The sequence below is a fragment of the Marinobacterium nitratireducens genome (assembly GCF_014645375.1).
In the GTDB taxonomy this organism is placed as follows: Bacteria; Pseudomonadota; Gammaproteobacteria; order Pseudomonadales; family Balneatricaceae; genus Marinobacterium_A; species Marinobacterium_A nitratireducens.
The window spans coordinates 217,053-241,734 of sequence record NZ_BMLT01000008.1; the positions used below are offsets into that span (position 1 = coordinate 217,053).

General features: G+C 56.3%; 24 protein-coding genes and 1 tRNA gene. 15 read left to right on the forward strand and 10 right to left on the reverse strand.

Features of this window, described 5'->3' with window-relative positions; genetic code table 11:
- Positions 1 to 6: 6 nt before the first annotated feature.
- From IEX85_RS16475 to IEX85_RS16535, 14 genes are all read left to right on the forward strand, one after another.
- Positions 7 to 1,437: a hypothetical protein gene (locus IEX85_RS16475; protein WP_188861701.1), complete on the forward strand. Its 1,431-nt coding sequence runs from the start codon at positions 7 to 9 to the stop codon at positions 1,435 to 1,437.
- An 805-nt stretch (positions 1,438 to 2,242) separates the two neighbouring features.
- The gene (locus IEX85_RS16480) at positions 2,243 to 3,214 is read left to right on the forward strand and encodes a glycosyltransferase (protein ID WP_188861702.1); all 972 of its coding nucleotides are present in this window, start codon (positions 2,243 to 2,245) and stop codon (positions 3,212 to 3,214) included.
- Between the two features lie 19 nt (positions 3,215 to 3,233).
- Positions 3,234 to 4,352, forward strand: a complete 1,119-nt coding sequence (locus tag IEX85_RS16485) for a glycosyltransferase (protein WP_188861703.1) — start codon at positions 3,234 to 3,236, stop codon at positions 4,350 to 4,352.
- Positions 4,353 to 4,370: 18 nt separating this feature from the next.
- Positions 4,371 to 5,585 carry a glycosyltransferase family 4 protein gene (locus tag IEX85_RS16490; protein ID WP_188861704.1) on the forward strand — a complete coding sequence of 405 codons (1,215 nt, stop codon included), beginning with the start codon at positions 4,371 to 4,373 and terminating at the stop codon, positions 5,583 to 5,585.
- 6 nt (positions 5,586 to 5,591) lie between these two features.
- Positions 5,592 to 6,188 carry a sugar transferase gene (locus tag IEX85_RS16495; protein ID WP_188861705.1) on the forward strand — a complete coding sequence of 199 codons (597 nt, stop codon included), beginning with the start codon at positions 5,592 to 5,594 and terminating at the stop codon, positions 6,186 to 6,188.
- The gene (locus IEX85_RS16500; RefSeq protein ID WP_188861706.1) at positions 6,185 to 6,811 is read left to right on the forward strand and encodes an acetyltransferase; all 627 of its coding nucleotides are present in this window, start codon (positions 6,185 to 6,187) and stop codon (positions 6,809 to 6,811) included. Before IEX85_RS16495 ends, IEX85_RS16500 begins: the two co-directional genes overlap by 4 nt.
- 14 nt (positions 6,812 to 6,825) lie before the next feature.
- Entirely contained in the window at positions 6,826 to 8,004 is a 1,179-nt protein-coding gene (locus tag IEX85_RS16505; RefSeq protein ID WP_188861707.1) for a DegT/DnrJ/EryC1/StrS family aminotransferase, read from the forward strand.
- Between the two features lie 327 nt (positions 8,005 to 8,331).
- A complete protein-coding gene (locus tag IEX85_RS16510) occupies positions 8,332 to 10,020 on the forward strand; it encodes a polysaccharide biosynthesis protein (RefSeq protein ID WP_268238095.1) in 1,689 nt (562 codons plus the stop codon).
- A complete protein-coding gene (locus IEX85_RS24040; protein WP_268238096.1) occupies positions 9,984 to 10,241 on the forward strand; it encodes a hypothetical protein in 258 nt (85 codons plus the stop codon). Before IEX85_RS16510 ends, IEX85_RS24040 begins: the two co-directional genes overlap by 37 nt.
- 64 nt (positions 10,242 to 10,305) lie before the next feature.
- Positions 10,306 to 10,695, forward strand: coding sequence for a nucleotidyltransferase substrate binding protein (locus tag IEX85_RS16515; protein WP_188861708.1), 390 nt, complete (start codon positions 10,306 to 10,308; stop codon positions 10,693 to 10,695).
- Positions 10,685 to 10,993, forward strand: coding sequence for a nucleotidyltransferase family protein (locus IEX85_RS16520; RefSeq protein WP_188861709.1), 309 nt, complete (start codon positions 10,685 to 10,687; stop codon positions 10,991 to 10,993). The genes IEX85_RS16515 and IEX85_RS16520 overlap by 11 nt, the downstream gene beginning before the upstream one ends.
- Positions 10,994 to 11,248: 255 nt before the next feature.
- Complete coding sequence (locus IEX85_RS16525; RefSeq protein WP_188861710.1) at positions 11,249 to 12,100, forward strand: DNA ligase; 852 nt, start codon at positions 11,249 to 11,251, stop codon at positions 12,098 to 12,100.
- Positions 12,101 to 12,367: 267 nt separating this feature from the next.
- Positions 12,368 to 12,622: a type II toxin-antitoxin system Phd/YefM family antitoxin gene (locus IEX85_RS16530; RefSeq protein WP_188861711.1), complete on the forward strand. Its 255-nt coding sequence runs from the start codon at positions 12,368 to 12,370 to the stop codon at positions 12,620 to 12,622.
- On the forward strand, positions 12,619 to 12,873 hold the full coding sequence (locus IEX85_RS16535) for a Txe/YoeB family addiction module toxin (protein WP_188861712.1): 255 nt from the start codon (positions 12,619 to 12,621) through the stop codon (positions 12,871 to 12,873). Before IEX85_RS16530 ends, IEX85_RS16535 begins: the two co-directional genes overlap by 4 nt.
- Positions 12,874 to 13,036: 163 nt before the next feature.
- Here IEX85_RS16535 and IEX85_RS16540 read toward each other — a convergent pair whose 3' ends face one another.
- From IEX85_RS16540 to rpsU, 10 genes are all read right to left on the reverse strand, one after another.
- A complete protein-coding gene (locus IEX85_RS16540; protein WP_188861713.1) occupies positions 13,037 to 15,244 on the reverse strand; it encodes an MFS transporter in 2,208 nt (735 codons plus the stop codon).
- Between the two features lie 152 nt (positions 15,245 to 15,396).
- Positions 15,397 to 16,233, reverse strand: coding sequence for a tetratricopeptide repeat protein (locus tag IEX85_RS16545; protein WP_188861714.1), 837 nt, complete (start codon positions 16,231 to 16,233; stop codon positions 15,397 to 15,399).
- A 294-nt stretch (positions 16,234 to 16,527) separates the two neighbouring features.
- A complete protein-coding gene (vapC, locus tag IEX85_RS16550) occupies positions 16,528 to 16,932 on the reverse strand; it encodes a type II toxin-antitoxin system tRNA(fMet)-specific endonuclease VapC (RefSeq protein WP_188861715.1) in 405 nt (134 codons plus the stop codon).
- Positions 16,932 to 17,159, reverse strand: a complete 228-nt coding sequence (gene vapB / locus IEX85_RS16555) for a toxin-antitoxin system antitoxin VapB (RefSeq protein WP_188861716.1) — start codon at positions 17,157 to 17,159, stop codon at positions 16,932 to 16,934. Before vapB ends, vapC begins: the two co-directional genes overlap by 1 nt.
- Before the next feature lie 101 nt (positions 17,160 to 17,260).
- Positions 17,261 to 17,407 carry a hypothetical protein gene (locus IEX85_RS16560; RefSeq protein WP_188861717.1) on the reverse strand — a complete coding sequence of 49 codons (147 nt, stop codon included), beginning with the start codon at positions 17,405 to 17,407 and terminating at the stop codon, positions 17,261 to 17,263.
- Positions 17,408 to 17,936: 529 nt separating this feature from the next.
- A tRNA-Ile gene (locus IEX85_RS16565) sits at positions 17,937 to 18,013 on the reverse strand.
- A gap of 547 nt (positions 18,014 to 18,560) precedes the next feature.
- On the reverse strand, positions 18,561 to 20,414 hold the full coding sequence (gene rpoD, locus IEX85_RS16570; protein ID WP_188861718.1) for an RNA polymerase sigma factor RpoD: 1,854 nt from the start codon (positions 20,412 to 20,414) through the stop codon (positions 18,561 to 18,563).
- Positions 20,415 to 20,663: 249 nt separating this feature from the next.
- Positions 20,664 to 22,541, reverse strand: coding sequence for a DNA primase (dnaG, locus tag IEX85_RS16575; RefSeq protein WP_188861719.1), 1,878 nt, complete (start codon positions 22,539 to 22,541; stop codon positions 20,664 to 20,666).
- A gap of 33 nt (positions 22,542 to 22,574) precedes the next feature.
- Positions 22,575 to 23,024: a GatB/YqeY domain-containing protein gene (locus tag IEX85_RS16580; RefSeq protein ID WP_188861720.1), complete on the reverse strand. Its 450-nt coding sequence runs from the start codon at positions 23,022 to 23,024 to the stop codon at positions 22,575 to 22,577.
- A gap of 71 nt (positions 23,025 to 23,095) precedes the next feature.
- Positions 23,096 to 23,311, reverse strand: a complete 216-nt coding sequence (gene rpsU, locus IEX85_RS16585; protein WP_067298946.1) for a 30S ribosomal protein S21 — start codon at positions 23,309 to 23,311, stop codon at positions 23,096 to 23,098.
- Positions 23,312 to 23,551: 240 nt separating this feature from the next.
- On the opposite strand from rpsU, the gene tsaD reads away from it, so the two are divergent.
- Positions 23,552 to 24,580, forward strand: a complete 1,029-nt coding sequence (tsaD, locus tag IEX85_RS16590; RefSeq protein ID WP_188861721.1) for a tRNA (adenosine(37)-N6)-threonylcarbamoyltransferase complex transferase subunit TsaD — start codon at positions 23,552 to 23,554, stop codon at positions 24,578 to 24,580.
- Positions 24,581 to 24,682 lie beyond the last annotated feature (102 nt).

Consider the following 24,682-nt stretch of genomic DNA (forward strand, 5'->3'; position numbering starts at 1 on the left):
CTTTCTATGGAGATAAGTGTTTTAAAATGGCTTAGTGATACTAAAAATATTCTTGAGATAGAGGGTGAAAGTCATCTTGCGTATCTTCATGGCCAAAAAATTCATCTATTACCGCATCTACATAATAATTCCACTAGGTACAAAGGAGCTTTTCTTAGGACAATAGCTTTTATAAAGCTTTTGATTTTTTCCGTTCGCTTTAAAAAAACAAGCTTTATAGATAAAGTATCATTTTTATTTTTCTCTGGGACAGATAACCAGCGAAACGCATTAAGGTCTACGCTTCTTGAATTAAAAAATCAAAACTTCCCTGTGTTGGCGATAACTACTCAGATCTTATCTAAACTACATGATAATGATGAAGGTTATGAGAAAATATATCTGTCTCCTTTGGATGTCTTTAAAACATTGTTAATCTTTTTCTTGCGTTTTCCACATCTTTATGGAGCTTTAAAAAAAGAACATCCTGATTTGGCTGTTAATAACTATTTCCATATGTTTTTGGAGCCGTATATATTTATACCGTATTTCATAAAGCTATTAACGAGAGTTAATCCTGAGGTGGTTGTTGTTTCCAACGACCATAATGTTGTGAATCGATGCTTGATAGCTGTATCCCATTATTTGGGGATCCGTACGGCTTATATGCAGCATGCATCTGTGAGTGATATTTTTCCGGCCTTACGATTTAATTATGCATTTTTGGATGGGATGAAAAGTTTTGAATGTTACCTTGATTGCGAGAACAATTCAAAGTTTAAATCTGTATCATACCCGATTCCGGTCGTATTTCTTTCGGGTCAGAAAAAAGATATTTCGCCATGTGCTATTGAAAAGACCTACATAGGCTATGCTGTAAATTTACTGGACTCACTTGAAGATATTGTGTGTTTGTTGAGGGCTCTCGTAAATAGTGGTTTGAAGATACGATTGCGCTGGCATCCTGGTCTTAAAAGTAATGATATTCGCTTTCTTAAGAAATCTCTCCGAGGAATTAGTGCAGTTACATTTAGTGACCCTTCTCTGGAGCGAGTTGATGATTTTATAAATCAATGTTATGTGCTAGTAGCTGGGAATAGTAGTATCCATCTTGAGGGCGCAATTCTTGGTGTTAGATGTGTTTACTATGAACTTAATAGTTCTAGATTGTACGACTATTATGGCTACGTGTCAGAAGGTATAGCTGAATACGCAAAAAATATTGAAGAGTTGGTTTCTATATGCAATGAAGATAATAATGGATATAAACATTCTGAAGCGCGTGTAAAAGCAATAAAGCGCTATAGCGCAAGTTATGCGACGAAATGGCAAGGTAGAGAAGGAAAGCTTGTTGCCAATACTTTGCAAAAATTACGTTCTGATATAGGGGTTGGGGATTTATATTGTGTGATCGATGTGGACTCATCTACCTTTAATATCGTGAATATTCCGATCTAGGTTTTTCACTATTGATAGGGTAGAGAGAATTATTAATGTAGTTTTGAATGAGCAGTTAAGCGGCGGTGAGTAATGAGGCTTTGGCTATACGCGCAGAACGGAAAATCCGACCGGGTTTGAATCGCATGGTAGAGGTGACACGGGCTGCCTCTTCGTGGGATGCTATTATAGATATCCTCCAACTTGGCATGGTTCTGTCTTATGTAGGTGCCTATGCAAACGATCACAGCGGAAATTTTGGCGTTCTCTTAGATTTTTTGAAATGGCGCTGGCGCTGTAGAAGGATTTCTGTTTTGATAATTATTAATCGTTTCTAAGTTGTCACCCGTGAAAAACGCACAGCCCGCTGATTTATAATTGACTATACGGTGCTTCGAGTGGCTAAAACCCCTCGTTTCGACGCCTGACAGCCCAAAAAATTGCAGAATCGTCGAATTATGAAGCCCAAGAAGACGACCCACGAACCGCAGAGCGATATGTTCAGACTCCGCTTGGGCAATCTTGTCAATCCGCACTATCAATTGATAGCACTGATAGCGGTAATCGATTATAAGCCGAGTTTGGTAAGCGTATTTCATCACGATATTACCTGGAGTCGTACGGTCTAGCCTATTTCCAATGTTGCTCACCGTGGCCAACTCAGAAAAGACAGGAAGGTAAGATCGCTTATGCTTTCTGGGTCCTTCTTTTCAGAGGCGACTAGATTGTAAAAATAGAGTTGTTTCACGTCGTGCAGACTTTTTTAACTTTTAGATTTTTCTGATTATAGTGATAGTTACCCGGCGGGGATTTTTTGGAGGTGTTTTTGGCTGATGTTAGCGTGGTGGTTCCATGTTACAAGGCGGAACGATTTGTTGAAAAAACGATTGAGTCATGTTTCTCGTCGATAGGATTGGATGTGGAGGTTATTGTAGTTGAAGACGGTGTTTTTGATCACACATCTTCGATCGTAGAGAAGCTTTCTAGTAAATATTCGGGTAAGATAAAACATATAGTAAATGAGATAAACCTTGGGGCTCCAGCAACAAGAAATATAGGCTTTAGAGAAGCTAATTCTGATTATGTTTTGTTTCTAGATTCGGATGATTATATAGAAGGGGGTTTGTTGGAAGGGCTTTTCAAAAGTATATCGCAATCTAATTGTTCGTTAGCGTTTGCTCCTTGTCGAAAAGAATATGTTTCTAGTGGGAAAAGTTCTGTTTTTTATCCTACCGCTGGCGAGTCATCTTATGATGTTGTTTATCGGTGGTTAATAGGTATGTCTGGGCCTGGTACTTGCTCGGTTTTGTGGCGTATTAGTGAGCTTGAACGGATTGGTGCCTGGCGTGAGGATATGGTAAGGAATCAGGATGGCGAAGTAATCATCCGTGCGATGCTTTCGGGATGCACTGTCACTAGTAGTATGTATGGCTTTGGGGTCTACGTGCATAGAAATGTGAGTAGTGTCTCGAAGCGAAGAGATTTAGAGGGTTATAGGTCGCAGAAAGAAATAGTCGACTTTGTAGAAGGAAGAATTTCTGATAATAAAGAGCAGTTTGGTTATCTAGAAAATGCTCTGTTAACATTTATCTTTAATACTGCCGTTGATGCTTACTTTCATGGTTACATTGAAGTCGCAGAGTCTTGGTATGAATTATGGAGACGTTTAGGTGGTAATTGGAAGAAGCTTCCGGATAATACGTTTAGGATGAGGGTAAAAAGGATTATCGCATTAGCTTTTGGGCCAAAAGGCTTATCAAACTTTACCTCGATTTTAAGGTTGTTAAGAAGGTTTTGATTTTTATGTGGTGTGTGGTTTGAGAGTTTTATTAATTGCCGGTACGTCGTCTATACATACTATCAGATGGGCGGCAGGTATACATAAGGCTGGTGCGGAGGTTTTTCTCGCCACACAGCACGGTTTTATTGAACCGCTTAAAGATGATATTGGAGTTCATAGATTGCCATTTAAAGGCAATATAGGGTATTTCCTCAACGGTATCGGTATTAGGAGTTTTGTTGACCGAATAAAGCCTGATATAGTGAACGTGCATTATGCGAGCGGTTATGGGACGACAGCTAGAATATTAAACTACCACCCATATGTTTTGTCTATATGGGGGAGCGACATTTTTGATTTTCCAGACAAGTCTCGTTTACATAAGAAGCTTGTACGTGGGAATTTAATGTCGGCAGATGCCGTTGCGTCAACCAGCCACTGTATGGCTTTACAAGCTCGAAAGATTGCTCCATCGTTGGGTGAGATAGCTATCACACCGTTTGGCGTTGATGTTGAGGCATTTTTATACAATAAAGAAGCGATAGAAAAAGTTGAGAAATCACAGTATTTAGTGGTCGGGACGGTAAAGGTATTAGCCTTCAAGTATGGAATCGATACATTAATTTATACCTTTGCGCAGACTGTTGAAAAACTTCAGATTGAAATGCCGGAAATTGTCCAATTTTTACGCTTGCGAATAGTTGGAGACGGACCTGATCGAGCGGAACTGGAATCACTTGCTTGTACTTTGGGTATTGGAGGTTTAGTACAGTTTGTGGGGCGTGTCGCTCACTCTCAGGTACCTCGAGAGCTTGATAAAATGGATATTTTTGTAGCCTTAAGCCGGTTAGATAGTGAAAGCTTCGGGGTTGCGGTTGTTGAGGCTGGAGCAGCCGGTCGTCCTGTTGTCGTCTCAGATGCTGGTGGTTTACCGGAAGTCGTGCGTGACGGGGAAACTGGCTTAGTAGTTCCACGGGAAGACCCCGTGTCGGCTGCGGACGCATTGATTAAGCTTATAAAAGATAGGAATTTAAGAATAAGGTTAGGTCAAAATGGGCGGCAGCATGTGATTAAAAACTATAGCTGGAATCACTGTATTGATAATATGATTTCTCTTTATGAGAAAACGATTTTTAACTATAAATCAAGTAAGTGAAAGGTTAAAGATATTAGGTTGAAAATTATTTACCTGCATCAGTATTTTACTACTCCAGAGATGAGCGGAGGCACGCGTTCTTTTGAGATGGCCAGAAGGTTAGTCGATAAAGGTCACGAAGTTCACATTATTACGAGTTGGCGAGATAAGCGTTGTCATAAAGGTTGGTGGCTTCAGGATATTAAGGGTATCAAAGTTCATTGGCTACCTGTCGATTATAACAATAGCATGTCGTACCGTAAAAGACTGGCTGCGTTTTTCAAGTTTGCTGGTGCTTCAGCGGTGAAAGCAGCATCTATTAAGAACGCTGATCTAGTCTTTGCCACAAGTACACCTCTTACTATCGCTATTCCGGGTATCTACGCATCAAAGAGACTTAAGATCCCAATGGTTTTTGAGGTACGTGATCTTTGGCCTGAAATGCCTATTGCTGTAGGTGCTCTAAATAATACATTATTACGCTGGGCTGCTGGTAGACTTGAGAAGTTTGCCTATAGAAACTCAAAACATGTTATTGCACTCTCACCGGGAATGAAAGAGGGTGTAATTAGGGGCGGTGTTTCTTCTGATAAAGTGACAGTTATACCTAATGGCTCAGATTTGGAACTTTTCAGTCCTTCAAGGTATCGCGAGGAGTTGTTTAATCAAAAATATCCTGAGTTGGCGGGAGAAAAATTAATTGTTTATGCAGGCACCTTGGGGAAAATTAACGGGGTAGAATACTTCGTTGACGTTGCTAAGGCCTGTCAGACTATAATGCCGGCCTGTCGATTTGCAATTTTTGGAGATGGTCTTGAGAGGGACGCCATTATTGATAAGGCTAATAAACTCGGATGCTTAGGTAAAAATCTTTACATTTATGATCCTGTCTCTAAGAATGAAATGACGCAGGTTTTGGGCGCCAGTGACCTATCTTTGTCTTTGTTTATCAATCTTGAACCGATGTGGGTTAACTCAGCAAACAAATTTTTTGATACGCTTGCGTCGGGCACGCCAATAGCTATAAATTATGGAGGCTGGCAGGAAGACCTTATTCAGAGTTCAGGTGCCGGCTTGGTTTTGCCGCCTTCAGATCCTACCCGGGCTGCAGAGTTGATAGTAGACTTCCTCAATGACCAGAAGCGATGTATAGCTTCAGGCGAAGCTGCTCTGAAACTCGCTCGGGAACAGTTCGATAGAGATAAACTGGCCCTTCAGTTGGAACATGTTTTGCTTGAAACGGTCAAGAAATAACTATTTATGGTCAAGCGCGCTTTCGATATTATTGTAGCTGCCAGTATTCTCGTGTTGCTTTTTCCGGCTTACGTTCTCTTAGTCATTCCCGTAAGGATTTTCATAGGAAAACAAGTAATATTCCGGCAGCTGCGTCCAGGACGAAATTGTCAACCTTTTTTTCTCTATAAGTTCCGGACAATGAATAATTCGACCGGGCCAGATGGCTCGTTGCTTCCCGATGAGCAGCGTCTAACAAGTTTTGGTAAATTTTTACGTTCAACCAGCCTCGACGAACTCCCCGAACTCTGGAACGTATTGAAGGGCGATATGAGCCTCGTCGGTCCACGTCCGTTATTGATGGAGTACTTGCCATTGTATAACGAGGAACAGCGCCGGCGTCATGAGGTCAAGCCCGGTATTACCGGCTGGGCCCAGATTAACGGTCGTAATGCATTGTCCTGGGAAGAGAAGTTCAAACTGGATGTTTGGTATGTGGATAACCAGTCATTCTGGCTGGATATGAAGATTCTCTGGATGACGGTCAAGAAGGTCCTGGCCCGTGAGGGGATTAACGCAGAAGGGCAGGCGACCTGCGAGAAGTTCCGCGGGAACAGCCAATGAAGCGCCTGGCCATACTGGGTGCAAGCGGGCACGGCAAGGTGGTGGCCGATCTGGCGGAATTGCTCGGCTGGTTACAGGTGACCTTTTTCGATGATGCTTGGCCCGAGCACCGGGAGAATGGTCCCTGGCCGATTGCGGGCCCTACGGAATCTTTAATCCTGTCAGTCGGCGCTTTCGATGGCGTTGTGGTCGCCATTGGTGATAATCGCATCCGGCTGCAGAAACAGCAGCAGCTAGCACAGGAAGGAGCCAAGCTGACCTCACTGATTCATCCGCAAGCCTCCGTCAGTCGCTATTCTGCCATCGGCTTGGGTTCTGTGGTGATGGCCGGCGCTGTGATCAATGTAGATGCGACCCTGGGAGAGGCTTGTATCATCAACACAGGTGCCACAGTTGATCACGATTGCCGGCTCGGTGATGGAGTTCATCTGAGCCCGGGTGCGCATCTTGCAGGGGGGGTAGGCGTCGGAAATGAGTCCTGGATTGGTATCGGTGCTTCGGTTAGGCAGCTGATTACCATAGGTGAAGGTGCGGTAGTAGGGGCAGGTGCTGCGGTGGTGAAGGATGTGCCCCCACGTCGTACAGTGGTTGGCGTGCCGGCGCGCTTGGTTCAATCTGACTGATTTGAGGAATTGTGTTGCTGAATACCGCTTTTTCCCCCTGGCCCTCTTACAGCGAAGAAGAAGCCGAGACCGCCAGTCGCGTGCTTTTGTCTAACAAAGTCAATTATTGGACCGGCGTCGAGGGTAAAGCCTTCGAGGCGGAGTTTGCCAAAACTAACGGCTGTACTCATGCAATAGCGGTTTCCAACGGTACCGTCGCGCTCGAACTGGCGCTTCGCGCTTTGGGGCTGGGCCCTGGCGACGAGGTAGTGGTAACCTGCCGTACCTTTATAGCCTCTGCGTCGGCAATAGTGTCAGTGGGCGCCCTACCGGTCTTCGCCGATATCGATTGGGATTCACAGAATATAACTGCAAAGACTGTTGAGGCCGTTCTTAGCTCCAGAACCCGCGCCATTATCTGTGTCCACCTGGCTGGCTGGCCATGTGATATGGATCCTCTGCTTGAACTGGCCAGTCAGCACGATCTTGTCGTAATCGAAGACTGCGCCCAGGCGCATGGCGCCCGCTATAAAGGCCGTAGTGTTGGCACTTTGGGTGATGTCGGCGCCTGGTCATTTTGCCAGGACAAGATCATGACGACCGGTGGAGAGGGCGGCATGATCACGACCAGTAATGAAGCTCTGTGGAAGAAAATCTGGGCCCTTAAGGATCACGGTAAATCTTGGGATACCGTTCACGCCACCGAACATCCCCCGGGATTCAGGTGGCTGCATGAGTCTTTCGGTACCAACGCCCGGATGACCGAGATGCAGGCTGCTATTGGTCGCCTGCAGCTGCAAAGGCTGGAGTCCTGGAATGCAGCAAGAAGCCGAAACGCAAACGCGATTTTGGAGGTAGCGAAAGGGTTGCCCGGACTGAGGGTTACTGAGCCGCCGGACTATGTACGTCATGCCTGGTACAAGTGTTATGTTTTTGTTGAGCCTGACAAGCTCAAGGCTCAATGGACACGCGATCGAATAGTTACCGAGATCAATGAAAGAGGGGTGCCCTGTTACACCGGATCCTGTTCCGAGGTGTACCGAGAGAAAGCATTCGATGGCACGGGCTGGAGACCGGAGAGACCCTTGCCGGTTGCCCGCGAGCTAGGTGAAACCAGTCTGATGTTCCTGGTTCATCCGACTCTGACTGCGGACGAGATTGACAAGACATGTAGGGTACTCGAGGAAGTCATGGAAGAGGCGGCAGCCGAGTAGCATAGTGGCATACTGAGTGATTGCGAACGGCGCGGCAGTCACTCAAATTTCACATGCAAAAAGAGGTGCGGTTCACTTCGTTCACCAGCACCCTACGATATCCCCGTAACCCGTAACCCGTAACCCGTAACCCGTAACCCGTAACCCGTAACCCGTAACCCGTAACCCGTAACCCGTAACCCGTAACCCGTAACCGCCATGGATGGCGGAAATCCTGAAAATGCAGGAGCAATTTTCAGGGAACCCGTAGCCCGACAACCGCTCCTGCGTTGCCAGCACAGCCTCCGTGCCTGGCGGTGTCCCTTCATCAAAAGGAAGAATCGATTCATGCTCGATAGCGTACTTGGCCTTTCCCGCAACCAGAAACGCTCGGTGTTTCTGTGCTTCGATGTGGTGGCGCTGACGCTGACCTGCTGGATGAGCTTTGCGCTGCGCTATGGCGAGTGGGATGCCGAGGGCTTTGTTCACTGGCCGGCGTACCTGATCGCGCCGTTGGTGGCGGTGCCGGTATTCGTGCGGCTGGGGCTGTATCGGGCGATTACGCGCTATATCGGGCCGCGGGCGCTCTGGACGGTGGTGAAGGCGGTCACGCTGTTCGTGCTGATCTGGGCGACGCTGACCTACTTCATCGGCTTCGAGCAGCGGGTTCCGCGCTCGGTGATTCCGATTTACTGGTTCATCGCCCTGGTGGTGATCGGCGGCAGCCGGCTGCTGGCGCGCTGGCTGCTGCTGCAGCAGTTTCCGGGCGGGCTGCAGCGGCTTTCGGCCGAGGACAGGGTGATTATCTACGGTGCGGGATCCGCCGGGCGCCAGCTGGCGACGGCGCTGGAGAGCGCCAGCGATCTGAGCGCTGTGGCCTTTGTCGATGACAATCCGTCGCTTGCCGGGCTCGAGGTGCACGGTTTGCTGATCTATCCGCCGGAGCGGCTGGAGTGGCTGATCGAGCATTTCGATGTCTCCGAGGTGCTCCTGGCGATGCCGTCGGCGAGCCGCACCCGGCGCCGGGAATTACTGGCGCTGCTGGAGCCTTTGCCGGTGAAGGTGCTGACGCTGCCGGGGCTGTCCGATATCGCCAGCGGGCGGGTGAATATCAGCGATATTCGCGAGATCGAGATCGCCGATGTGCTGGGCCGCGAGGAAGTGGCGCCCTATCCGCAGCTGATGGCGCAGAATATCGCCGACCAGCAGGTGATGGTGACCGGTGCAGGCGGTTCTATCGGATCGGAGCTTTGCCGGCAGATCGTCTCGCAAGGGCCCGCGCGCCTGGTGCTGTTCGACAGCTCCGAGTACGCGCTCTACCAGGTGGATCAGGAGCTGCGTCCGCTGTGCGTGCAGCAGGGTATCGAACTGATCGCGGTGCTGGGCTCGGTACTGGATAGCGCGCTGCTGGAGCGCACCCTGAGTCACTATCGCATCGATACCCTGTACCACGCGGCGGCGTACAAGCATGTGCCAATCGTCGAGCGCAATATGGTGGTCGGGGTGCGCAATAACCTGCTGGGCACCCTGGCGACGGCGCAGTCGGCCGTCGCGGCCGATGTCCGCAACTTCGTGCTGATCTCGTCGGACAAAGCCGTGCGCCCGACCAACGTGATGGGGGCTAGCAAGCGCTGCGCCGAGCTGGTACTGCAGGCGCTCGCCGAAGTGCCCGGGCACCGGACGCGTTTCGCCATCGTGCGTTTTGGCAACGTGCTGGGATCGTCCGGCTCGGTGATCCCGCTGTTCCGGCAGCAGATCGTCGAGGGCGGGCCCGTGACCGTGACTCATCCGGAAATGACGCGCTACTTCATGACCATTCCGGAGGCGGCGTCGCTGGTGATCCAGGCCGGGGCCATGGCCGAGTCCGGCGATGTTTTCGTGCTGGATATGGGCCAGCCGGTGCGCATTCGCGAGATGGCCGAGCAGATGATCCGGCTGGCCGGCTTTTCGGTGCGCGACGAGGGAACCCGGATGGCGATATCGGTATCGAGTTCACGGGGCTGCGCGATGGCGAGAAGCTCTACGAGGAGCTGCTGATCGGCGACAATGTCACCGGCACACCGCACCCGATGATCATGAAGGCCAACGAGGAGTGTCTTGGCTTTGCACAGCTGAGGCCTTTGTTGCAGCGCATCGAGGCCTGCTGCGAGTCTTACGACTGCGATACCCTGCGCGCGCTGCTGCTGGAGCTCGTCAGCGGTTATCAGCCACAGCATGAGATCCGGGATCCGCTGCACCGGCCGGCGCGGGTTCATTAGAGTAGGTGTAGGTCGTGTTCTGGGAACTCTTCATCGTGATCGAAATATACAGGGCCTGTATTGAATGTCATTGATACTGATACCCTTGCAAAAAGCGGTCGCCTCCCTGGAGCTTGCGCTTCAACAGCCGAAGAATGAATTTATCCGCGACGCGGTGATCCAGCGTTTCGAGAACACCTATGAGCTTTGCTGGAAAATGCTGCGGCGAAAGCTGATCGAGGATCAGGGCGAAGCGAGCGTGGCTCTGTTGTCTCGGCGCGAGTTGTTTCGTATGGGGGCCGAATATGGCTTTATCGGCGATTCGCAACGCTGGATTACCTACCACCGGGCGCGTAACGAAACCTCTCATCTTTACGACGAGAAGAAAGCCGAAGAGGTCTATCTTGTCGCTGTAGACTTCCTGCCGAGTGCCCAGGCATTGCTCGATTCGCTGGAGCGCCGTAATGACGAATGACGGTGCATCGAGTGCCCGCGAACTGGTTTTACGCCTGTTGTCCGGCGCTTTAGGACCGGGGATCGAGGTGTACGTATTTGGCTCTCGGGCGCGAGGGGATGCCTGCCATGCGTCCGACCTCGATGTGCTGCTGCGTTCCACCACTCCAATTGGATTTGCGGAACTGGCTGAGGCCAGTGAGCGGCTTTCTGAATCCGACCTGCCGTTTTCCGTCGATCTGTTGGATGATGCCCGTATTTCGGACGCTTTCAGGCAGCGTATTGACGTCGACCTGGTGAGCTGGGGACGAACTGACTGAGTCGGTGCTTTCAATTTACCTGCTATAGCGAAAAGCTTCGTCGCGGGGCGCGGCTACAGTTTTCCCGTCACCCGTCACCCGTCACCCGTCACCCGTCACCCGTCACCCGTCACCCGTTAGCAGGAGCGGCGCAACCGAACTTACGGGCACTTCTCCGCCGCGAATGCTTTACCTGGCAGCGCCCCACCTCCCTGACTATCCTTCCTCTGAACGCCAAGGATTCGGCGTGCAATCCACTTCAGGGAGGAAGTGTCCATGACCTGTTCCCGAAATTCGCTTTGTCTTTTACTTGGCGCAACCGCGCCAATGGTGCCGTTCGTTCAGTCGGTGGCCGCGCCGGCACCGGTGATGCTCGCCGAGGACTATCGCGGCAATATCGATGTTGGCGATTACTGGGTGAGCGAAAAGCTCGACGGTGTGCGTGCGCGCTGGGACGGGCAGCGCCTGGTGACGCGCGGTGGCTACGCGGTCAACGCGCCGCAGTGGTTCGTCCGCGGCTGGCCCGGGGAGCCGCTGGATGGCGAGCTCTGGCTCGGTAACGGACGCTTCGCCGAAGTATCGGCGCTGATACGCCGCTACGATCGCCAGGATGCCGACTGGCGCGACCTGCGCTTTATGGTTTTCGACCTGCCGGCGCGGCCGGCGGCTTTCGGCATGCGTCGGGCGCAGCTCGAAGCGCTGCTTCGGGATACTGCTGTGCCCTGGCTGCAGGCGGTCGAGCACCGCCGCGTGGCGGATCGTGCCGAACTCGACCGCCTGCTCGATGGGGTGGTGGCGGGCGGCGGCGAGGGGCTGATGCTGCATCGCGACGGTGCGCTCTATCGCGTCGGCCGCAGTCCGGACCTGCTCAAGTACAAACGGCACCAGGACGCCGAGGCCGTGGTGATCGGTTACTCGCCGGGGGAGGGCAAATACAGCGGACTGGTCGGGGCCTTGCTGGTGGAGGACGAGCGCGGGCGGCGCTTTCGCCTCGGCAGCGGCCTGAGCGACGCCGAACGGGCATCGCCACCGCCGCTGGGCGCGCGCGTGACCTATCGCTTCAACGGTCAGACGGTGAACGGGTTGCCGCGGTTCGCACGGTTTTTGCGAGTGAGAGGGCGGGAGTAGGGTGTCGGCAGGGCGCACCGAGCGTGCGAGCTGCGCCGTTGGTTGCGGCACGTTTCGCTCCGCTCAAGGTGCCCTACGAAAGTGACCGCACACCAAGGTAGGGCGCACCGGGTGGTACCGGTGCGGTTCACTCCGTTCACCAGCACCCTACGATTTTCCCGTCACCCGTCACCCGTCACCCGTCACCCGTCTTACCGATTTGTCGATTGCGTACAAAAATACGTACAAGTACAATTTCCTGTACAGGCAAATTGAGAGGGCGATCCTGTGGACGCAATCAGTTACTCGGCTTTTCGAAACAATCTGGCCAAGACTCTGGACAAGGTTAATGACGACCATGCTCCGATGCTGATCACCCGGCAGAACGGCAAGGCAGCGGTCGTCATGTCGCTTGAGGATTTCAAGTCGTATGAAGAAACGGCTTATCTGATGGCCAGTCCCAGAAATGCGGAACGGCTGAACGAGGCTATTGCGGAGGTCGAGGCCGGTCGAGCCGCCAGTCATGAGTTGATCGATGAATGATTCTTTCGTGGGCAGGGAAGGCCTGGGAAGACTATCTGTACTGGCAGGCCACCGATAAGAAGGTTCTCAAGAGAATCAATGCCCTGATCAGGGATATACAGCGCCAGCCGTTCGAGGGGCTAGGGGACCCGGAGCCTCTGCGTCACAACTGGTCGGGCTACTGGTCGCGGCGCATCGACCGTGAACATCGGCTCGTGTATCGGGTGATGGATGACAGCTTGGTCATCGTGCAGTGCCGATATCATTACTGAGTATGCGGCACGTTTCGCTGCGCTCAAGGTGCCCTACGGAAGTGACCGCACACCAAGGTAGGGCGCACCGAGTGGTACCGGTGCGGTTCACTCCGTTCACCAGCACCCTACGATATTCCCGTCACCCGTCACCCGTCACCCGTCACCCGTCACCCGTCACCCGTCACCCGTCACCTGTCTTGTTCCCGTCTTCATACGGATAATCGGCAAAAATATCCGGTGCCGGCTTCTCGTCGACGCTGGAGGCCAGGTTGTCGTCGAGTTGCTTGGCGGCCTGCAGTCGCTCGATCAGGTCCGAGGCGAGTTCCGGGCAGGAATCGACCAGCACGGCGGCGATCTCGACCGCCTGTTCGGGCATGGTTTCGCTGACATGGTTGATGAACTCCGTCAGCGCACCGGCGACACGGGCCTCGTCCTCGGGTGTCGCTGCTTCCCGGGCGAGCGGCTTGTCGTGGACGGTGCCGATCATCTCTGAGTCGACGTGGGACGCCACCGCTTCCGGTTCCGCTTCGGGTTCCTCGATAAGGGTGTGCACATAGGCTTCGGCGACCTCGGTCGCCGCTTCCGGCATCGCCTCGGCCAGGGTGTAGGCCAGATCCGCCGCGCGCTCCGGGATGATCCCGGCGAGTCGGTTGTAGAGGTCGGCGGCCTGATGCTCCGCCTGGGCGGCGGCGCGGTCGACCGGGCGCATCTCGTCGAAGTGCTCGTGCAGGTGGTTGGCGTAGGTCTCGGCCATGTCGAACAGCATTTCCGGCGACTCTTCCGCCACGGTTTCTGCGGCCGTGCCGATGATATCCAGGCTGTGCTCCGGAACCGCCTCGGCGATGGCGACCACGATTTCCGCCAGCTTCTCCGGGCGTTCGTGCACCAGCCAGGTGACCAGCTCGTCGATCTTCTCCGGCGATGCGGCTGCGAGCGCTTCGGCGATATACAGGCTCAGGTCGGGCGCTGCGTCGGTTATGGCGGCATACAGGCGGGGGATCTCCACCTGTTCGACGCTGGTAAGAGCTGCGGCCAGCTGCGCGGCTTTCTCGGGCGAGTTCTCGGCCAGCGCAATGGCCATCTTGACCGCGGTTCCCGGGTTGTCCTGGGCCACCTGAACCACCGACTCCGCTTCGGGGCTGAGCGGCGCTTCGGGTTCCTCGTACTCGAAACGCGGGTCGATCTCCAGCGAGCTGGCGCCGGCCGCGCCGTGAATGACGTACTTCTCCTGGTCCTCGACCGGCAGGGCATCGCGCACGCGCATGCGGTAGATCACGAACAGCAGCAGCAGGGTCTCGAGTACCGCCAGAAAGCCGAACAGGGCGTCGTTACCCAGCATGCGCATCGACAGCGATGAGGCGTAGGGCCCGATGATGCTGCCCAGCGCATAGGTGGCGATCAGCCCGCCCATGGCCGCGACCATGTCGCTCTGCAGCACCTTGTCGAAGGTTTCCGAGATGCTCATGGGGTACATGCAGGCGAAAACGCCGGTAATCAGCGCCACCGAGGCCATGATCGGCACCCGGGAGTCGAGGTGGGTCAGCAGCGGGGCGGCGATGCTGGCGGCAATGGTCACGATCAGCAGCCCGAACAGCACCGTCCGCCGGTCGAAACGGTCGGACAGGTACCCGACCGGGAACTGCAGTACAAAGGCGCCGAAGACCGCGGCCCCCATGAACAGCGAGAGATCGAAACCTTCGATGCCGTAGCTGCCGGCAAAGATCGGCAGCATGTTCAGCATGCCGCTGTAGAGAATGCCGCAGAAAAAGCAGCTCACCACGCCCAGCGGTGAAATCCGGAAGATCGAGATCATCGACATCGAGCGGACCTCGGCTACCGACGGCCCCGACTTGCGGCTCATGACAATGGGGATCAGCGCCAGCGCCAGCAGCATGCCGGCAATGATGAACAGCGTCTGGTTGGCCGGGCTCGACAGGTTGATCAGAAACTGGCCGACGAAAAAGGCGCCCATGATGACGATCTGGTTGGCGGCGAGAATGCGGCCGCGGGTCTCCTGGGTCGCCGTCTCGCTGAGCCAGCTGTCGATGGCGGCCAGAGCGCAGGCCATGCAGAACCCCATCAGCATACGCATCAGTCCCCAAAGCCAGGCGTTGGTGTACAGACTGCACGCCAGCACGCTGATGGCGGCAAGCGCCGCGACGGCGGCGAAAAGATGGATGTGTCCGGCACGGATGATCAGCAGGCGGGCGTAGAGTCCGCCGAGCAGCATGCCGACGGCGTACATCGACAGCACCATACCGATGGTGTCGGTGTTCATGCTTTCGATTCCCATGCGAACGGGCAGCAACAGGCCGACGAGGCCAAAGCCCATCATCATGATGAAGCAGCTCAGCAGCAGCGAAAAAAGAGGCAACAGGGTAACGATCACAGCTGGGTCCTGGTGAGGCTGGTGGCGTGTGGAGGTCCGCGAACCGAATCAATGCCGGTCCTGGCTCCATCGGATAAAACGGAGTCAGGCTTAAGCATAGATTGCTTTTGCGGGTGGGCCCGCGGCGGGTCGAAATTTGGCAGTATCCTGCCTTAGTAGGCGCGGCCCTTCAACCAGCGCTGGGCCATGACCTTGGCCTGTTCGATCTGATCGAGGGTCATTTGCTCGGTCGCCAGCTGCAGGCCGGTTTCACCCTGGCCGCGCACCGAGGCGATGCTGAACCACATATAGGCCTGCACAGCGTCCGGTTCGCCGCCTTTGCCCAGCAGGTGCATGGCGCCGAGGTTGTTCTGCGCGCCGGGGTGACCCTGTTCCGCCGCCATCCGGTACCAGCGGCGGGCCTCGGCGAAGTCCTGCGCTGTTCCCTTGCCGCCCTCGTACAGCACGCCAAGGCTGAACTGGGCGCTGGCATGACCCTGCTCGGCGGCCTGACGATACCAGTGCAGGGCGCGGCCGAAATCCCGGGCAACGCCACGACCGCTGTAGTAATGCGCGCCAAGGGTGAACTGGGCGGTCCGGTGGCCCTGCGCCGCTGCCCGCTCGAGCCACTTGGAGGCTTCCCGGGCATCCTCGGAGACACCCTCACCCCTGTCGTACAGCATTGCCAGGCGATACTGGGCGCTGGCGCTTCCCTGCTGGGCCGCGGCGCTAAACCAGCGCGCCGCTTCCAGCGGGTCGGCGGGGGTGCCCAGGCCCTGCTCGTACATCAGCGCCAGGTTGTACTGCGCTTCTTCTTCGCCCTCCTCGGCCAGGGCGCGGAACTGCTGCAGGGCGACGCTGAACTCGCCTTTTTCATACGCATCGAAGCCGGCCAGCAGGCTTGCGCCGAACGTCACAGGGGCGGCCAGCACAAGACAGAGGCCGAGAGTCGCGCCAAGCTGGCGCAGACGACGTGTCGATGGCAAGAGAAGGGTGGTCTGCTTAGTCACTGTCTGTCCCTGTTCCGTGTCCAAGTACCGGCAAAGGGGCGCTCAGCACAGCCGTCCATGGTCGGCATCTGCACGCTGAGGTCCTCGCTGCGAAATTTCCGAATCCGAAGTTTCGGCAAACCCCGATTGTAGCGCTGTTTCGGCAAAAGGTGCAGGTTCCCTAGACATAGGGAGGGGAAAAGCGGAACGTCGCGAACTCTTTGTCGCGCTTTGTACCTCATTTTAGCGGACAGTTTGCGGACACTGAAAATGAATTGAGGTGGATAACGCTGCTTCAATGGGGGCCCTTCGCTGTCAGGGGGATACCCAGTCCTCGATACGCAGACCCGGAACGCGCTCAAACTCCCGCAGGTTGTTGGTAACGACAATGAGGCCACGGCTGCGGGCATGACCGGCAATCATCTGGTCGTAGGGGCCGATCGGCGTCCCATTTTTCGCCAGTTCAGCTCGTAGCTGGCCGGTATGCTCGGCAGCTAGGTTGTCGTAACTCAGCACATCCAGGCGCCCGGTGAATCCTTCGATCACTTCAAGGTTCTTCTCCGGGGCCGCACTTTTCTCGGCGCCATAGATCAGTTCCATCAGGGTGACGGAGCTGATGCACAGTTGGCCATGGTGACGGTTGAACGCCTGGCGTACCTGCTCAGGTTTATTCTTGATGGTGAAGATGCAGATATTGGTATCGAGCATGTACTTGAGCATTAAAACGCTTCCCGCTCCTGATCAGAAGGCTGTTCTCGCTCAGACATGAAGTCGGCAGTGACACTTGGGCCGTCGAACCAGCTATCCCAGGACTCCCCGGCTGGCGTAATGATGCGGGTATGTCCGACCGCAATGATTTCCACGCGCTTCACGTTTTCGGGCAGCGCTACCGCTTTGGGCAGGCGTACGGCCTGACTTCGGTTGCTCTTGAATACAGTTGTTTCCATATGCCCTCCTGTGCTGGGATATACAAAACGTATATCCCATAGTAGCTTTATGTTTGAACAAGTCAATGCTATTGGGTTCGCATGAGTCTATGCGTTGGTCGTCAGGCCGCTACCTTACTGGCCAGTCGTCGTTCCTTTAGCCCCTGTTCGATGATCTCGAACAGTTCGTCTTTGGTGACCTTCCGTTGGTTGCAGTAGCCCATAAAGTCGGCCCGCCCTGCGGGGCTTTCAGCGCGAACCAGTCTCATTGTTACAGCTTCTCGACAGGCCACCAGCATGCCTTCAAAGCTGCGCCTCGATTCCGGCTCGCGCTGAAAGCCAGAGACTCATTGGGGCTTATTCATAGGTTCCTAATGTTGTTGCGGGCGTAGATCGATAGTAGGCGCGCCGAGCGCAAAGCCGACGTTCTTTCGTTGCCGATGCCGGGACGCTTGTACAGGCGTTTCTCCATGAGACCGGGGGGACGGGGGATAGAACTCGGCGTTGTGCTCGAGGATGGTCCAGAGCGGGTGTACATGGTGCCGGGAAGAGTCCAGGCGGAAGTTCTGCAGCGCTTCGGGATACTGGTCCCGGATTACCTTAGGCGACAGCTCGATTTTGGCGTGGGTGCCTGACGATGCGCGATGCCCACCTGGCGCCGGAGCACCTGCAGGATGCGGCCACCCTGACCCGCTTGTGAAAAATGCGGACACGATTGACGTAGTAAAGGAAGGCGGACAATAGGGAAGAATCGGATGATCGCGGACACTCAGGCATCGCCTAAGTGTTTGAAAAGATTGGTGGGCCCAGCAGGACTCGAACCTGCGACCAATGGATTATGAGTCCACTGCTCTAACCAACTGAGCTATAGGCCCGAAAGGAGGGCAAATTATAGCGATTGTGTTGGGCTGCGCCAATAGATCTTTGAATTTGTTGGGTTTAGGTTAGGGAATCTGTGTGGGGGCAGGCTGCGCTGGGATGGAAAACGAGTCTCGGTACGCGGTGCGAGGTCCGGATACCGGGATGGGCATGATGCCGGAGGCCGCCAGCGCCGCTGTGCGAATATTCATGGGGCGGGTGAAAGTGTTGAGTATCGGGGTGTTCGCCCACGGAGTGGGCTCCTACCGTTTCACCCGTCACCCGTCACCCGTCACCCGTCACCCGTCACCCGTCACCCGTCACGCGCCATCCCTGGCGGTGACCCGTCACAATTGTCGGAGCCGAGTTTCTCGGCGATCCGGGCGATACCATGGTGCTTGGTGATTCGCTCGCGGAGCGAGTTCCTGCAGGTTTTCCGGATCGCTCCGCCACCGTAACAAAAACGCAGCCGGTTGGCTGCGTTTTGTACAGGGATGTACTTGTCCTGCGAGCACATGGATGTGCAGGAGCAGGGTTTATACAACGGTATCTCGGCTCTGCAGCTTAGCCGCCTTCGTCGAGGAAGCTGCGCAGGTGGTCGGAGCGGCTCGGGTGGCGCAGTTTGCGCAGTGCCTTGGCTTCGATCTGACGGATACGCTCGCGGGTGACGTCGAACTGCTTGCCGACTTCCTCGAGGGTATGGTCGGTGTTCATGTCGATGCCGAAGCGCATGCGCAGTACCTTGGCTTCGCGTCCGGTAAGACCGGCCAGGACTTCCCGGGTGGCTTCGCGCAGGCCTTCGCCGGTGGCGGAGTCGACCGGTGAGTGCAGGGTGGTGTCTTCGATGAAGTCGCCCAGACTCGAATCTTCGTCGTCGCCGATCGGGGTTTCCATCGAGATCGGTTCCTTGGCGATTTTCAGCACCTTGCGGATCTTGTCTTCCGGCATGTCCATGCGTTCGGCCAGCTCTTCCGGGGTCGCTTCGCGGCCCATCTCCTGCAGCATCTGGCGGGAGATGCGGTTGAGCTTGTTGATCGTCTCGATCATGTGCACCGGGATACGGATGGTGCGCGCCTGGTCGGCGATCGAGCGCGTGATCGCCTGGCGGATCCACCAGGTGGCGTAGGTCGAGAACTTGTAGCCGCGACGGTACTCGAACTTGTCGACCGCCTTCATCAGGCCGATATTGCCTTCCTGAATCAGGTCGAGGAACTGCAGGCCGCGGTTGGTGTACTTCTTGGCGATCGAGATCACGAGACGCAGGTTGGCCTCGACCATCTCTTTCTTGGCGCGACGGGCGCGCGCTTCGCCGATGGACATGCGGCGGTTGATTTCCTTGATCTCGGTAAGCTCGATCAGAGCCTCTTCCTCGATCTGCAGCAGCTTCTTCTGCGCGCGCTTGAGCTCGGGCAGGTTGCGCTGCATGGCGCCGGCGTAGGCGTCGCCGCGGGCGATGACGTCTTCGAACCAGGCGGTGTTGGTTTCATTGCCCGGGAACGACTTGATGAAGTCGCGGCGCGGCATCTGGGCGCGCTGGGTGCAGATGCGCATGATGGCGCGTTCCTGCTCGCGAATACGGTCGATGTAGTCGCGTACGCGTGCAACCAGGGTCTCGTAGTAGCGCGGCGAAAGCTTGATCGGCGAAAAAGCGTTGCCCAGCGCGACCAGTGCTTCCTGGGTTGCGGGGCTGTTGCGACCGTGGGTGCTGACGGCAGCGTGTACGGCTTCCAGGCAGTCGAGCAGGTTGGCGAAACGCTGGCGAGCTTCTTCGGGATCGGGGCCACGATCCTTCTCGTCGCTGCTGTTGTCGTCGCCGTCTTCTTCGTCGTCTTCCTCGTCCTCGTCGTCATCCTCTTCGTCGATTTCGATCTCCTCGTCGGGAGTCGTCATGACGAAGTTGCTGTCGTCCGGATCGATGTAACCGCTGAAGATATCGCTGAGGCGGCCTTCTTCCTGCATGGCGCTTTCGTAGGCACCGAGAATGATCTCGACGGAGCCCGGGAAGCAGGACAGGGCGGACATGACCTCGCGTATGCCTTCCTCGATACGTTTGGCGATATCGATTTCGCCTTCACGGGTCAGCAGTTCGACGGTACCCATCTCGCGCATGTACATGCGCACCGGGTCGGTGGTGCGACCGGCGTCGGACTCGACAGCAGCGAGCGCGGCAACGGCGTCTTCGTCGGCTTCTTCCGCAGAGTCGCCTTCGGTCATCAGGAGCGTTTCCGCGTCGGGCGCTTCCTCGGTCACCGAGATGCCCATATCGTTGATCATGCGGATGATGTCTTCGACCTGATCCGGATCCGCGATATCTTCGGGCAGATGATCGTTAACCTCGGAATAGGTCAGATAGCCCTGTTCCTTACCACGGGCGATCAGTTCCTTGAGACGAGATTGCTGCTGAGAGGTATCTGTCATAGAGGCCCTACGAGACGATGAAAGATGGGTAGCCTGAAAGAGAGCGCGGTATTATACATTTCAGTGCCGGTCAAATCCAGTTGACAGTTATTTTTCGCGGCTGTTCCTGTATAAAAGTAGACCAGATTGGCGCATTGAGAGTTGTTTGTAACGGCACGTTTCGCTGGCGTTTGCGCCTGCAATGCCAGGCTTCCCATCATCCCTGGCGGTTGCTGCGCTCAATGCCCTGCGATATCGAATCCGACCGGCTCAGTGCTGGCGTCTGGCCAGCAGTTCGTTCAGGCGCTGCTTCTCGTCGCGGGTCAGCGGTGACTGGCGGTTTTTCCTCAGCAGCGCGTCGAGTTCGCCTTCCGGGCGATGGACCTGGATCAGCCGGTTGATATTGTCCTTCAGTTCCTGTTCGGGGTCCTGGTGCAGCGGGCTGTTGTGGGCGATCTCGTTCAGCAGCATCAGCCAGGCCGCGTGCTGCGGCTCGTCCTGCCAGTCGACCACCAGGGTGCCGAGCGAGGCGCCGGGGGTCTGCTGCAGGTAATCGATCAGCGCGATCAGCACGTCGCTGTTCGGCTCCTTCAATCCCTTCAGGTCGCTCGCGGCCGGCAGTCTGTCGGCCAGCTGCGGGAAATGCAGCAGGCAGGAGATGGCCTTGTCGCAGAGGTTCAGGTTGCTGCGAGATCCGCGGCGCTGCTGCCGTGGCGTCGGTGCGCCGGCATCCGTGATCGGCGCCGGCGACCAGGTGCCGGGCATGGCATCGCGCTCGGGCGGGGGCGGTGGAGTCGGCGCGGTTGTCGTTGCGGTTGGCGAAGCCGGAGCCGTGGCCTGGTGCAGGTTGATGACGCTGTTGATCTGCTCGAGCGACAGGCCGGTGATTTCGCAGATGCGCTCCAGCATCATCTGCTGCAGCAGGCCCGGCTGCATGTCGCGGATCAGCGGCAGCGCTTCGGTGCTGAAGCGGGCGCGGCCGTCCATGCTTTCGAGGTCCGCCTGCTCGGTCAGCGAGCGGAAAAAGAATTCCGACAGCGGCAGCGCTTCGTCAAGGCGGGCGCTGAAGGCATCGCTGCCCTCGCGCCGTACCAGGCTGTCCGGGTCCTCGCCTTCCGGCAGAAACAGGAAGCGGGCTTCCTGGCCGTCGCGGATCACCGGCAGGGTGGTTTCCAGCGCGCGGCTTGCGGCCTTGCGGCCGGCGGCATCGCCGTCGAAGCAGAACACCACCTCGGGCACCAGCTTGAACAGCCGCTCGAGATGCTGGGCGGTGGTGGCGGTGCCGAGGGTCGCGACAGCGTAGCGGATGCCGTACTGGGCCAGGCCGACGACGTCCATGTAGCCTTCGACGATGATCAGACGCTGCAGCTGGGCGTTGGCCTGGCGGGCTTCGTAAAGGCCGTAGAGTTCGCGGCTCTTGTGGAAGGTCTCGGTTTCCGGCGAGTTGAGATACTTGGGTTTCTCGTCGCCCAGCACGCGGCCGCCGAAGGCGATCACCCGTCCGCGCATGTCGCGGATCGGGAACATGATGCGCTCGCGGAAGCGGTCGTAGTGGCTGTGCCGTTCCTCGTTGTGAATCAGCATGCCGGCCTGTTCGAGGCCTTCGAGGCGCCGGCTGTCGGTGCCGAGTGCCTGCATCAGGTTTTCCCAGCCCGGCGGCGCGAAGCCGATACCGAACGCCTTGGCCACCTGCCCGGTGAGGCCGCGGCCCTTGAGGTAGTCGATGGCGAGCTGGCGCTGCGGGTGTCTGAGCAGCTGTTCTTCATAAAAGCGCGCGGCTTCGTCAAGAATGCCGTAGAGGTCCTTAAGGTGCTTGTCGCGCTGCGCCTGCTGCGGACTGCTGTTCTCGCGCGGGACCTCGAGACCGACCAGTCGGGCCAGTTCCTCGACCGCGGCGGGGAAGTCGAGGCGATCGTATTCCATCAGGAAGCCGATGGCGTTGCCGCCGGCGCCGCAGCCAAAACAGTAGTAGAACTGCTTGTCGGGGCTGACGCTGAACGACGGAGATTTTTCCTTGTGGAAGGGGCACAGGCCGGAGTAGTTCTTGCCGGCGCGCTTGAGCTTGTCGACCCGTCCGTCGACCACGTCGAGGATGTTGACGCGGGCCAGAAGATCGTCAATGAAGTACTGCGGAATGCGTCCAGCCATGGTGGACCTGCTGAAGGAGAGTCAGCGCGGAGTCTAACCGGCCAGCTTGGCTTTGACGAGTTTCGAGACGACACCCATGTCGGCGCGTCCCAGAATCTGGGGTTTGAGAATGCCCATTACCTTGCCCATGTCCTGCATCGACTGGGCAGAGGATTCGCTGACGGCCTGGTCCACGAGACCGGCCAGTTCTTCTTCGGTAAGCGCTTGCGGCAGGAAAGTTTTAATCACCTCCAGCTCCTGTCGCTCCTGGTCGGCCAGATCCTGGCGACCCGCTTCGTCAAACTGCGAGATTGAATCGCGGCGCTGTTTCTGCATTTTGTCCAGCACCGCCATTACACGCGTGTCGTTCAGTTCGATGCGCTCGTCGACCTCGATGCGCTTGATCTCAGCCTGAATCATGCGGATGGTACCCAGGCGTGCCTTGTCTTTGGCGCGCATGGCGGATTTCATCTCGGCGTTGATTCGTAGCTTGAGTTCGGACATCGTTACTGCCTCGCGGCTGGGTCGTTCAACATGGCGCTCGTCTTCAGGGACGCGCGTTCAATCCCGATCGATCAGTACAGGCGTACGCGGCGAGCCTGCTCGCGCGAAACCTTCTTCATGTGACGCTTGACGGCAGCGGCAGCTTTGCGCTTGCGAACCGAAGTCGGCTTCTCGTAGAACTCACGACGACGGACTTCAGCCAGGACACCGGCTTTTTCGCAGGAACGCTTGAAGCGACGCAGAGCAACGTCAAACGGCTCGTTTTCTTTAACTTTAACGCTAGGCATCTATCTAAGACCTTGCTTGTTGATTAATCGGATCGGGTTTCTCACCCAGGCAGTTGTCGCTGTCGGGCAAATTTCACCGACGGCAACAGCGGATATGCAGTTACCCAGCTCTGAGCGAGGGGCAAAATTTTAGCGCCGGCGGGCTTGAAGTGCAATAGTCGCCGGTTTGGGCGATAATGCGCCCGTTTGGCGGGTGTCGGCGACACCCTTCATTTAGGCAATGGGCGAAGAACACGACAGATGCGAGTACTGGGAATCGAAACGTCCTGCGACGAAACCGGCGTGGCGATCTACGACAGCGAGCAGGGGCTGCTCGGCGATGCACTCTACAGCCAGATAGACATGCACGCCGAGTACGGCGGGGTGGTGCCGGAACTGGCATCGCGCGACCACGTACGCAAGCTGCTGCCGCTGGTGCGCGAGGTGCTCGAGCAGGCCGGCCTCGAGAAGTCCGGTCTCGATGCCATCGCCTACACCTCCGGCCCCGGCCTGATCGGGGCGCTGATGGTCGGCGCCTCCACGGCGCGGTCGATGGCCTTCGGCCTCGGCATTCCGGCGATCGGCGTGCATCACATGGAAGGCCACCTGCTGGCGCCGATGCTGGAAGACAATCCGCCGGCGTTTCCCTTTGTCGCGCTGCTGGTATCCGGTGGCCACACCCAGCTGGTGCGGGTTGACGGCATCGGCGAATACGAACTGCTCGGCGAATCCCTCGACGATGCTGCCGGCGAAGCCTTCGACAAGGCGGCCAAGATGCTGGGCCTGGACTATCCGGGCGGTCCCGAGGTGGCGCGTCTGGCGCAGCAGGGCGATGTGTCGCGGTTTCGCTTTCCGCGGCCGATGACCGACCGCCCCGGGCTGGACTTCAGTTTCTCGGGGCTCAAGACCTTTACCCTCAATACCGCCAACAGCCTGCGCGATGCCGATGGCAGGCTCGATGATCGGAGCAGGGCGGATATTGCCGCCGCCTTCGAGTCGGCGGTTGTCGATACCCTGGCGATCAAATGCCGGCGTGCACTGCAGCAGACCGGGCTGCGTCAGCTGATCATCGCCGGTGGCGTCAGTGCCAACAGGCGGCTGCGGGAAAGGCTCGACGAGATGGTGCGCAAGGAGCGGGCGAAATTGTTCTACGCCCGTCCGCAGTTCTGCACCGACAACGGCGCCATGATCGCCTACGCCGGCTGTCAGCGCCTGCTGGCCGGGCAGCACAGCGATCTTGCCATCCGCGTGCGCCCGCGCTGGCCGATGGACACGCTGCCGCCTTTGTAAGGTGCGGCGGGTGCGGTGTTGTTCGCGGCGGGCAAGTGCCGGTAAATTTGGGTTCGCCGCTACCACAGATAATCACAGAGCCGCTCGGGCACCTATAACACC

Excerpts from the sequence above, each read along its gene's own strand:
- IEX85_RS16475 (WP_188861701.1), top strand. The coding sequence starts at position 7 with ATGGAGATAAGTGTTTTAAAATGGCTTAGTGATACTAAAAATATTCTT.
- IEX85_RS16495 (WP_188861705.1), top strand. The coding sequence starts at position 5,592 with ATGGTCAAGCGCGCTTTCGATATTATTGTAGCTGCCAGTATTCTCGTG.
- IEX85_RS16500 (WP_188861706.1), top strand. The coding sequence starts at position 6,185 with ATGAAGCGCCTGGCCATACTGGGTGCAAGCGGGCACGGCAAGGTGGTG.
- IEX85_RS16510 (WP_268238095.1), top strand. The coding sequence starts at position 8,332 with ATGCTCGATAGCGTACTTGGCCTTTCCCGCAACCAGAAACGCTCGGTG.
- IEX85_RS16515 (WP_188861708.1), top strand. The coding sequence starts at position 10,306 with ATGTCATTGATACTGATACCCTTGCAAAAAGCGGTCGCCTCCCTGGAG.
- IEX85_RS16520 (WP_188861709.1), top strand. The coding sequence starts at position 10,685 with ATGACGAATGACGGTGCATCGAGTGCCCGCGAACTGGTTTTACGCCTG.
- IEX85_RS16525 (WP_188861710.1), top strand. The coding sequence starts at position 11,249 with ATGACCTGTTCCCGAAATTCGCTTTGTCTTTTACTTGGCGCAACCGCG.
- IEX85_RS16535 (WP_188861712.1), top strand. The coding sequence starts at position 12,619 with ATGATTCTTTCGTGGGCAGGGAAGGCCTGGGAAGACTATCTGTACTGG.
- vapC (WP_188861715.1), bottom strand. The coding sequence starts at position 16,932 with ATGCTCAAGTACATGCTCGATACCAATATCTGCATCTTCACCATCAAG.
- vapB (WP_188861716.1), bottom strand. The coding sequence starts at position 17,159 with ATGGAAACAACTGTATTCAAGAGCAACCGAAGTCAGGCCGTACGCCTG.
- IEX85_RS16560 (WP_188861717.1), bottom strand. The coding sequence starts at position 17,407 with ATGAGACTGGTTCGCGCTGAAAGCCCCGCAGGGCGGGCCGACTTTATG.
- rpoD (WP_188861718.1), bottom strand. The coding sequence starts at position 20,414 with ATGACAGATACCTCTCAGCAGCAATCTCGTCTCAAGGAACTGATCGCC.
- dnaG (WP_188861719.1), bottom strand. The coding sequence starts at position 22,541 with ATGGCTGGACGCATTCCGCAGTACTTCATTGACGATCTTCTGGCCCGC.
- IEX85_RS16580 (WP_188861720.1), bottom strand. The coding sequence starts at position 23,024 with ATGTCCGAACTCAAGCTACGAATCAACGCCGAGATGAAATCCGCCATG.
- rpsU (WP_067298946.1), bottom strand. The coding sequence starts at position 23,311 with ATGCCTAGCGTTAAAGTTAAAGAAAACGAGCCGTTTGACGTTGCTCTG.
- tsaD (WP_188861721.1), top strand. The coding sequence starts at position 23,552 with ATGCGAGTACTGGGAATCGAAACGTCCTGCGACGAAACCGGCGTGGCG.